The organism is Pedobacter sp., from assembly GCF_035566355.1.
Lineage (GTDB): Bacteria > Bacteroidota > Bacteroidia > Sphingobacteriales > Sphingobacteriaceae > Pedobacter.
In genome coordinates this window covers 1-9981 of record NZ_DATMRL010000142.1, presented here as the reverse complement: position 1 = coordinate 9981, position 9981 = coordinate 1, and the positions used below count along the sequence as shown (strand labels likewise).

7 protein-coding genes and 1 pseudogene are annotated in these 9981 nt (G+C 38.9%); all 8 read left to right on the top strand.

Annotated elements, in window-relative coordinates:
- Nucleotides 1–2187 (top strand): annotated as a pseudogene (locus VNZ46_RS05605) (hypothetical protein); the annotation flags it as partial.
- A gap of 11 nt (nt 2188–2198) precedes the next feature.
- Nucleotides 2199–3626, top strand: coding sequence for a RagB/SusD family nutrient uptake outer membrane protein (locus tag VNZ46_RS05600; protein ID WP_325559133.1), 1428 nt, complete (start codon nt 2199–2201; stop codon nt 3624–3626).
- An 11-nt stretch (nt 3627–3637) separates the two neighbouring features.
- Nucleotides 3638–4474, top strand: a complete 837-nt coding sequence (locus VNZ46_RS05595; protein ID WP_325559132.1) for a hypothetical protein — start codon at nt 3638–3640, stop codon at nt 4472–4474.
- An 8-nt stretch (nt 4475–4482) separates the two neighbouring features.
- Nucleotides 4483–6411, top strand: coding sequence for a TlpA disulfide reductase family protein (locus VNZ46_RS05590; RefSeq protein WP_325559131.1), 1929 nt, complete (start codon nt 4483–4485; stop codon nt 6409–6411).
- Nucleotides 6408–7496 carry a TlpA disulfide reductase family protein gene (locus VNZ46_RS05585; RefSeq protein WP_325559130.1) on the top strand — a complete coding sequence of 363 codons (1089 nt, stop codon included), beginning with the start codon at nt 6408–6410 and terminating at the stop codon, nt 7494–7496. The genes VNZ46_RS05590 and VNZ46_RS05585 overlap by 4 nt, the downstream gene beginning before the upstream one ends.
- Nucleotides 7497–7746: 250 nt before the next feature.
- The gene (locus VNZ46_RS05580; protein ID WP_325559129.1) at nt 7747–8319 is read left to right on the top strand and encodes a sigma-70 family RNA polymerase sigma factor; all 573 of its coding nucleotides are present in this window, start codon (nt 7747–7749) and stop codon (nt 8317–8319) included.
- Nucleotides 8320–8426: 107 nt separating this feature from the next.
- A complete protein-coding gene (locus tag VNZ46_RS05575) occupies nt 8427–9488 on the top strand; it encodes a FecR family protein (RefSeq protein ID WP_325559128.1) in 1062 nt (353 codons plus the stop codon).
- Between the two features lie 28 nt (nt 9489–9516).
- Nucleotides 9517–9981, top strand: a 465-nt coding sequence (locus tag VNZ46_RS05570) for a hypothetical protein (RefSeq protein WP_325559127.1), incomplete at its 3' end; no start/stop codon positions are given.

The following is a 9981-nucleotide window of genomic DNA, read 5'->3' as shown; positions in this document are numbered from 1 at the left end:
TTGAGTTTTAGTGGAGGTAGTGATAAAACAACCTATTATACCTCTATTTCTTATCAGGACAATAGGAGCGCCGCTAAAGAGGACCGTTTAAGGAATTTTTCAGCTGACGCCTCTCTCAAAACAGAAATTAACAGGAAACTTAACCTGAATTTTAATTTAAATGCCAGTCAGCGTACTTCCAATGGTTATTTTTCTATGGTGAACCCACTTGATTATGCTTTGAAAACCAGCAGGACAATCCCCTCAGACCTTGTTTATAAAGTGTCTGCGGCTAGTGTATATGGTTCTGGTCCCCCCTTAAATTACAATTTTCTTAACGAAATTAAACAGACAGGCAACAGTCTTAAAAATACCGATTTATCGGCTTCATTAACCCTTAATTATTTGGCATTTAGAGGTCTTACCTTGAGTTCTACTGCGAGCGGAACTGTTAATACCCAATATAGTGAACAATATGCAACAGAACTTAGTAACTATATAGCCAATGCCCGTGGTTATGATTATGGAACTGTAGCCCCGGGCAGTGCAGCCGAACAGGCTTCATTTTTGCCATTTGGAGGTGTATTAATAGCTGGAAATTCTTCTTCCTATTCTTATTCAATGCGTAATTCGGCAACTTTTGCCAGGAGTCTTTTTTCGGAAAAAGACCTGTTCAGTGTCATGGCAGGTCAGGAAATCAATTCGTTACGAAGAGAAGGTTTGAACAGTTATCTGCCAGGATATCTGCGTGACCGGGGAGAAAGTTTTACAATGACCCAAAATTCAGTATCTGTACTCGACGTCAGGAAAAAAGATGCACTCAATAATTCCCTATCTTTGTATGGCATTCTTACTTATAGTTATGATGACCGTTATGTGATCAACGCCAATATCCGAACAGATGCTTCAAATCGCTTTGGCCAGTTTGTTAACCAACGCTTCTTGCCAGCATGGAGTGTTGCTGGAAGGTGGAACATCAGTTCAGAAAAATGGTTAGAGGGTAATAAGACTATAAACGACCTTGGTTTAAAAGCATCGTATGGTTTTCAGGGAAATGTAGTCACGGAAGTAGGCCCAGAATTAATTTTAACATTGCCAGACAATGGCCAGGGTGTTGATCCAAGATCGAATGAATTTTCGCTGGGCATTAGATCTTTACCTTACCCAGGGTTGAGATGGGAGAAAACCAAAAATATTAACCTGACATTAAATGGAACCTTATTTAACTCGTTTATAAATTTCGAACTCGCATATTATCAGAAATTAACAACCGATGCGATTACAAGAAAGTACATCCCTATAGAATATGGCGTGCAAACGATGTTGATTAATGGGGGGAATATTAAAAATTACGGATATGATATGGATGTAAACATGAAGCTAATCCGTACTAAAGACTTTAACTGGAGTGTTTCTGTTAGGGGAGGAAAGAATTTTAATGTCTTGCAGAAAGGCACTGTGGAGTTGAGCAGTCAAAATATACTGGACTATTTTAATGGTGCAGTACTTACAGAAGGACAACCCATCGGTACATTTTATGTCTTCTCATTTAAAGGACTGGACCCAAAAAACGGCGTACCTTTATTTTACGGAATAGATGAGGGTGATCCAGCATCCAAAAAATCATTTATAGACTATTTAAAACCAGCTGGGACCACCATGCCTAAGATTAGTGGAGGATTTTCCACCAATATAGGTTATAAGGCATTTAATATGGGGGTGTCTTTTGCTTTTAATCTGGGTTCCAAAAGATTAAGAAATTCAGTTTACCAATCTGTTGGCTTGTCTAACCCTATGCCAGATGCAAATTTGCCAGTAATCCTTGCAGACCGTTGGCGCAAACCCGGTGATGAAGCTTTTACCAATATTCCGGCCTATCCTAAAGATAATGATCCTAATGGTTCGGGGTTTATCTATCTGCCAGATTTTTCGAACATGAGCCGTTATGATATGTATAACCATTCTGATGTGAATGTGGTTTCCGGAAGTTTTTTGAGGTGTACCAACCTTAATTTTTCTTATCGTATTGGAGACCGTGTGTTAAAGTATATAAAACTGAAAGCGGTAACGATTACCGGAGCAGTTTCAAATTTATTTGTCATTGCAAATAAAAACCTAAGGGGTGAGGACCCAGAAATTGCCAATGCAGGTACAACAGCCCTACCTATATCTAAAGCCCTTAGTCTAGGTTTATCTGTCACTTTTTAATCAATATGAAAATGAAAAGAGTTACATTTTTTTTACTACTTCTTTTAATTGTTTTACACGTTTCTTCATGTAAAAAATTTCTTGAGGAACAATCTCAAACCGATATTATACCTCGTTCTGCCTCGGCGCTTAATGAGTTGTTAATGGGCGCTGCCTATACCGGTAATAATGGCTCCGGTATAAATCCTGCGATCCGTTTTTTGGATGATGATGCTACCCATGACCATTTCTTTTTTAAAAAGGGGGATATTTATTATGCTTATACCTGGCAACCCGCAAGTACCTCAAAATCACTCGATGCTGGTGCATTGCAATGGTCAGTTTTGTATCCGCGTATCCTGACATGCAATGTGGTGCTTGATTATGCTCCTAAGGTAACAGGCACAACTGCAGAAATAGAAAATGTTACAGGACAAGCCTATCTGTTGCGGGCATTTTATTATTTCAGGCTTGTCAATTTCTATGCAAAGCCTTATTCAGATAAATTGTCAAATCCCAATCTGGATCTTGGCGTTCCACTTATTTTAAGCTCAGGTTTGTCTCTGGAAGGACAACCACGTAATACCGTGGCAGAAGTTTATAAGCAAATTACAGATGATCTGAACAAGGGGATTGAGCAGTTGCAAAGGAATGGTAAAAATAATAGTGTATTTCGCATTAATCATATAGCAGGGTCTTTACTGGCTTCCAGAGTGTACATGCAAATGGGTGACTGGCAAAAAGCAATTGAAGCCGCCACGTTTGTGTTAAATAATAAATCGGACCTAATGGATCTGAATACCTGGGGTACAACGGATGCAGATACCAAGACCATTGTAGATAGCAAAAATCCCGAAACTTTATGGGCATTTGGATCAGCTCAAGAGGTGATCTATCAGTCGGATGATGCTAGTCTCTATAGACTTTCTTCCGATCTACTGAACAGCTTTGAGGATGGAGATCTGAGGACAAGTATTTATATTAAAAACAACAAATCAAATAAATCTCCGTCATATCCATTTCCTTCTGCCATAGGACAATCATTTAGGGTTTCGGAAGCATTATTGAACAGGGCAGAGGCTTATGCACAGCTCAACAAATTAGGACAAACAGCCAATGCTCAGCTGGCTTTAAATGACCTGAATACTTTGAGAAAGAAAAGGTTTACTCCAGCCACATATCATGACCTCGTCAGTACAAGTCCAGATGACCTGCTGAAGAAGTGTTACGATGAAAAGCGAAGAGAACTTTTTGGAGAAGAATATCATCGTTGGTTTGATCTTCGCCGACATGGTATGCCTTCTATTACACATGTTTTTCATGAAAATGAATCACAGGTGCTTAGTTATGTACTCAAAGACCATGATCCGGGATATATATTTCAAATACCAAAGTCTGCGATGGACAAGAATTCAAAATTAATCGGTAATCCTGAACCGGAAGTGCGTATAGGTCATTAATCAAGATCATCATGAAACTAAAAATATTATTACACCTATTGTTGGTGAGCATGGTTATGCTAAGCTGTAAGAAGGAAACCGTTATACAGCCAGATACTTTATTGCCTGAATATACCCTTCCTCAGGGCAATCATGATTATGATACCCGGATTGTAAATTTTAAGAACAAATACGGTTGTTATATACTTTATAAGTTTACCGATAAGGACTTTCAATGGAACATTACGAACCTCATTCCTTATGTGGCAGACCAGGGAGACGAAAATTACATTACTCCGGCACTCAATGCCCTGGATACCTATTTATTTCATTATTACAGCGATAGTTTTTTAAAGCTTGCTTTGCCCTATAAGATTATTCTGTCGGCCAGGATCAGAAAAGTTGATCCCAGTTCGAAGGATACATTGGAAACCCCATTATCCAGCGTCAGTTCATTCAGCCACTTTGCTTTTGGGCATGCCAGCAGTCGTTTAGCGACATTATCTGCAGATGAGTTGAAGCAGATGAAAGCAGACCTTCATACGGAATTCTGGAATCAGGCAGTCGGTACCGGTAAAGTGGAGATTCCTCCAATTTTTGCTAAATCGACAGATTATATGCAGGTTGGGAGTTGGAATGAAAAAAATTACGGTGTGCTTGGTGAATCAACAACTGGATATACGGTATATAGTGATTTTGCAGGCTATATCCAACTGATCGCCTCCAACACGGCCAGTCAACTGGAGCAGACCTTGTTCTTGCCTGAAAATGATCCAAATGGGAAATATAGATTAAAGTATAACGCAATCGTAAATTATTATAAAGCGACCTATGGAATAGACTTACAAGCCATAGGCGCTGATCAATAACCCTCCCTATGAAAAGAATAGTTTTAGGTATAATGCTGGCAGCCCCTATGATAGGGGTATGCCAGCAACAGAAATTTAAAATAGAAGGGCATATTAGCGGAGTTTCGCCAAAAGCCATAGCCTATCTGGTTTCTCAGCAAGGCTCTCAGATGATTATTGATTCCTGTGTTTTGAAGCAAGATAAATTTGGGTTTTCCGGAACAAAGAGGGAGGCTGTTGAAGCCATTTTGGTAATGGGCAATGGACAGGGACTTCCTAATGGTTCCGAATTTGACTCGCAATCTGTTTACCTGGAAAATGGTGTTGTTCATATAGAGGGTAAGGATTCCCTCGCCAAATGCAAAATTTGGGGAACAACTTTAAATGCAAACAACCAGGAAAAAATCAGATTGATGAAAGACGCCTTAACTGGGATTAAACTCCTTGGTTTGCGAGATAAAGCAGAGCAGAAAGCTATGGGCACTTTTGTTAGTACCCATCCGGCATCTTTAGTTAGCCTGAATTGGATGTGGGCACTAGGAGGGAGAGACAGCACGGTAATTGCCAATTATCCCAAATTATCCGCATCATTAAGACAAACCGAACGGGGAAAAGAATTGGGAATGGTAGTGAAAGCTAGTCTTGCAACACGAATCGGTCAAATGGCACCAGATTTTAGTCTTCAGGATCAAAGGGGGAAATCAGTTAAACTCTCCGACTTTAGGGGTAAATATGTGTTGCTGGATTTCTGGGCCAGCTGGTGTCATCCTTGCAGAGCGTTACAGCCAAAACTGGTAGAACTTTACAATGAATTTAAAACGACAGGAAAATTTGAGATCCTTGCTGTTTCGCTGGATAAAGAACCATCGGCATGGTTAAAAGCTATAAAGGAAGATAACGTTCCATGGTTACAGGTAGCGGATCTGAACAAGCCGGTCAATAAGGCTGCCGAACTGTACAATGTGACGATGATCCCGGCCAGTTTTTTAATAGACCCGGATGGAAAGCTTATTGGTATTGGCCCGGACAAAGAATTGTTAAGGGAGAAATTACAGGAAGGAAAAATAGTAGAAATGAGTAACCCTGCAGATAGCGGGCTGTATATAAGCGTTGATATACGGTCAGTGATGCAGTTCTATTCAAAAGATAACATTAGTAAAGCAGATGTTCTTGAAGACAACAATACCTTAAATGCCATCCTGAAGAAGGATATTGGAGAACTGGCATTTAGCAAAGAACTTGGAAAGATGGACATGGTCAGAGACAGTGCGGCTTTTTACGGTTTGATAGAAACCAAGGGGGTGGCGCTTACACGGGAAAAATTGAAGCTGGAACAGCAGTTTGTACGGGAGCATCCTGATTCTTTTGTAAGTTTATATCTGCTGATGGATAACAATGTAATGTATGATGCAGACGGATACGCTATTGCTTACGATCAGCTCAGTCCCCGCCTCAAAAACACCCGGGCTGCAGAGGCCATCAGAACGAAGATTGAGCATTTGAAAATCACCACTGCCGGAACGCAGGCAAAGGATTTTGAAAGAAAGAACCAGTATGGAAAGACAGTGAAGTTGAGCGATTATAAAGGGAAATTGGTGTTGCTTGATTTTTGGGGCAGCTGGTGTGGTGTTTGCCGTCAGGGACATCCACATTTGAAAGAATTGTATAGCAAGTATAAAGGTAAGGGTTTGGAAATTGTTGCCGTTGCTCACGAAGAAGGTAAAGATTTATCCAAAAATAAAGCGGCCTGGCTTGCGGCGATTAAAAAAGATGATGTAAACTGGGTGCATGTTCTGGAAAATGAGGGCAGTGGAGCACCAAGCATTACAAAGGCTTATGGGATTGAGGGCTATCCGACAAAATTGCTTGTTGATCAGGACGGAAAAATCCTGATGAGGGTGATCGGAAACCTGAATGAGGAAATGGACCAACGGATTAAATCAATATTAGACAAATGAAAGCAAGATACATAACTGCATTTGTTAGCCTGCTTATTTTTAACGGTGCTATAGCGCAGAAAAAAAATGGGTTTATCCTGGATTGCGGTATTTCCGGTTTAAAGGATGGGACCAAAGCTTACCTGTGTATTAATCCTGGAGTAGACACTGTGGCCAGGGCAGAGTCAAAAAATGGACATTTCATTTTTAACGGGGCTGTGGCTAATGATGTGAATTTTTACTTTATTAAGTTAAGCAAAGAGGCAAATACAGAACCAAGCCAGGGTATCCTGTTAATGAATACCAGTATGACTTTGAAAAGCAGCACTGCCACATGGCCCGTAGTGGAAATGACCGGATCAGAAGCAAATGATGATTTTGTTGCTTTAGTCAAATTGTATAAAGATGCGCAGGCAAAGGTGGCTGCCGGAAAGGCCAACGAGGATTCCGTGACTATGGCGTATAAGGACTATATTAATACACATAGAAATTCTTTATATGTTTCCGATTTTATTTTGAAATTTGCACCTATCTTAAAAGTAGCAGGTACCCGGGAAGCCTATGAAAATCTGACTGATAGGGCCAAGAATAGTTATTTTGGTCTGGAACTCAAACGTTTCCTGGGCTTAAGAACTCTAAGTACCCAGATCAAAGAAGGAGGGGAATTACCCGATTTCAAAATGACCTTACCAAATGGAGGTACAGGCTCTGTACTGGAATATGCAAAAAAAGGTAAAATCACTTTAATTGACTTCTGGGCCAGCTGGTGCGGGCCATGCAAAGCAGAAGTTCCCAATATGAAAAAAGTCTATGACGCTTTTCACAGTAAAGGATTTAACATCATCAGTATATCTACAGATCAGGAAGCGGCTGCCTGGAAAAATGCAATAGCAGAAGACAAAACGCCATGGTTTCATGGAAGAGATGATCTGGATAAAGCATCGGGCGTTATTTTTACCATTGCTGCTATACCTGCATTTGCATTGGTTGATGGAGAAGGGAAATTTATCGCCTTTTCCTGTGGGGCGTCAAAAAGCCCGTCTTTTGGGCCAGTGATCAGGGGCCAGGAGTTGTATACTACAATTAAAAACCTGCTTGAAAAGTAAAAACAGTTTTTAGTGCGAATGCAAATTGCCCCGGTTTTCCGGGGCTTTTGTATACATACAGTATTTAAATAATGGTTTTCTTAATAAATTTAAGGATATGTAAAAAAGACACAATATTACGCCAATATTATTATCTTTTTTTGTAAAAATACGGTTATATTTCCCGGAATAAACGACTTGATTTCTTTTTATGGGAAATATGTTCTTGGTAGCTCTAAATGACTTTATTATTCAATATTAACTAGGAACGATGAAAACTGAATTTTGTGATTTCGAATCCCTTTGGTCAAGATTAAGAAACGGAGAAGAGGAAGCATTGTTTTGCTTATATAAAGATTTATATAACCCTCTTTTTAATTACGGTTTTTCCTTATATGGAGCAAAGGAAAATGTGGAAGATGCCATTAGTCAGGTTTTTCTGGAATTATGGGAAAAGAGATTTGTTCTTAAATCTGTAACAAATGTTAAGAGCTATCTTTTTACCTATTTGCGCCGTAAAATTACCAGAGAATACGAAAAAGAAACTAAAAATATTTTGCCTGACCAGGAATTGTATGAAGTATCTGTGATGGATTATATGGTACAGTTACAAACAGAAGAGGAAATTCGAAAACGGGTACGGAATGCAATTGAGAAACTACCGCCACGTCAAAAGCAATTGATTATGTTTAAGTTCTATCAGAACTTAGGCTATGAGGAAATTTCAGATATAACCGGACTCGCTACGCAGAGCATTTATAATAATATTCATCGATCTTTAAAATGTCTTCATGAGGAGTTAAAACTACCAATTGGATTATTACTTTTGATTCTTAAAAGTTAATTTTAATTTTTTTTCACTGATAATCAGTTTGTTGTGATTTTCTTAAAAAACTAACGAGTAGAAATGTTCTTTCTGTTGCACTATCCTATATACAACCAGATAGACCAATGAATAAATCTAATTTAACTATTGAGGACTTATTAGCTGATCCTTCATTTATTGATTATTGTCTGACAAATAATTCGGCCGAAATCAATCGATGGGAGTTACATTTCCAAAGATATCCAGGCGACAGAATAACCTGTCTGGAAGCAAAGAAGATCCTTTTGCTTTTGACCGCTAAAATACCAGAGGAAATTATTGCAGATAAATTAGAGTCGTTTAAAAAGCTATTTTATCAAACAAATTTTAGTTCAGAGGCCAGTACAAAGAGGCGACCAAAGAAGTTCCGGCTTTTTATAGCCGCTGGTATTGCCGCTTCTTTGATGTTTATCGCGATAAGTGTTTTATTCTTTTTTAAGACTGGTCAAACATCGGCACCCTCCTTTAGCAAAATAAAAGGCCAGTGTATAGCGACCAGCCCTACTGATCGGAATACGATCACGCTAAGCGACGGCACAGTTGCAATTCTGTATCCGGACAGCAAGCTGATTATTTCGGATGATTATAATAAAGACGACCGAAAAGTAGCAATTACAGGCCAGGTATACCTGAAAATATTTAAAGATAAACAAAAGCCCTTCGTCGTATACAGCCGTCATTCTACTACTACGGCTATTGGTACAGTTTTTTATGTCCGTGATTTTCAGGGGAGCAAAGAATCCTCTGTATTGCTGGTCAATGGAAAAGTGAAAGTAAATATGCCATCAAATCCTACCACAGCGTTTCTGGAGCCAGGAACATCACTGGTTATCGACAATCATACTTTAAAATCTGAGAAAAAAACAATTGATAAGATTGAACTGGAGGAGCTGGCAGATCAAAAATTGATATTCCGGGATGCAGTGATGGAAAATATTGTTGATAAACTTGAACTTTTCTATGGAGTGGAGATTGATTTAAGCACTTGTAAATGCCAGTTCAAAAATATCACCGGCGATTATTCTAAACAATCTCTCACCACAATCCTAAACACCATTAGTTTTATTAATCGGGTAAACTGGGCAATTCGTGACCATAAAATTGTATTTGTTCCTGTTGATCATTCAAATAACCAAGTAACCAAATAACCAATATAAACCCAAAATTACCCTAACTATGAGAGGAAGAAATCTGCTTTGTCCGCATGGGATCTTTTATGCTCTGGTCTTAGTCTTCGTGCTGTTGTTTCAATCATTAATGATGAGTGCAGTGGCTCAGGCGATTACTACGAGAACTGAAAAGACCTACTCTATTGGTTTTAAAAATGAACCTATTTTAAAGGTTTTTATTAAAATCGAGAATATTTCAGGTTTGAAATTTTCTTATAATCAAAATGATATTAAAGCTGTACATCCAATTAAAATTGTTGAGAAGGAAAGAAACATCATTCAGTTACTAAAAGAACTCAGCGCTAAATCCGGGTTGAATTTTAGCATTTCCAGAGGAATCGTTGCTGTAACCCCGAATGTTGAATTTTCATACCCCGAAGAGAAAACCAATATCATACAAAAGAAAACTACTGATACTGTTATTCATGGATCAGTATTAGATACTTTAAATAAGCCTTTAGTCGGTGTGTCT

What these genes read in the sequence shown, in the direction of transcription:
- VNZ46_RS05600 (WP_325559133.1), top strand. Translation starts at nt 2,199, where the DNA reads ATGAAAAGAGTTACATTTTTTTTACTACTTCTTTTAATTGTTTTACAC.
- VNZ46_RS05590 (WP_325559131.1), top strand. Translation starts at nt 4,483, where the DNA reads ATGAAAAGAATAGTTTTAGGTATAATGCTGGCAGCCCCTATGATAGGG.
- VNZ46_RS05585 (WP_325559130.1), top strand. Translation starts at nt 6,408, where the DNA reads ATGAAAGCAAGATACATAACTGCATTTGTTAGCCTGCTTATTTTTAAC.
- VNZ46_RS05595 (WP_325559132.1), top strand. Translation starts at nt 3,638, where the DNA reads ATGAAACTAAAAATATTATTACACCTATTGTTGGTGAGCATGGTTATG.
- VNZ46_RS05575 (WP_325559128.1), top strand. Translation starts at nt 8,427, where the DNA reads ATGAATAAATCTAATTTAACTATTGAGGACTTATTAGCTGATCCTTCA.
- VNZ46_RS05580 (WP_325559129.1), top strand. Translation starts at nt 7,747, where the DNA reads ATGAAAACTGAATTTTGTGATTTCGAATCCCTTTGGTCAAGATTAAGA.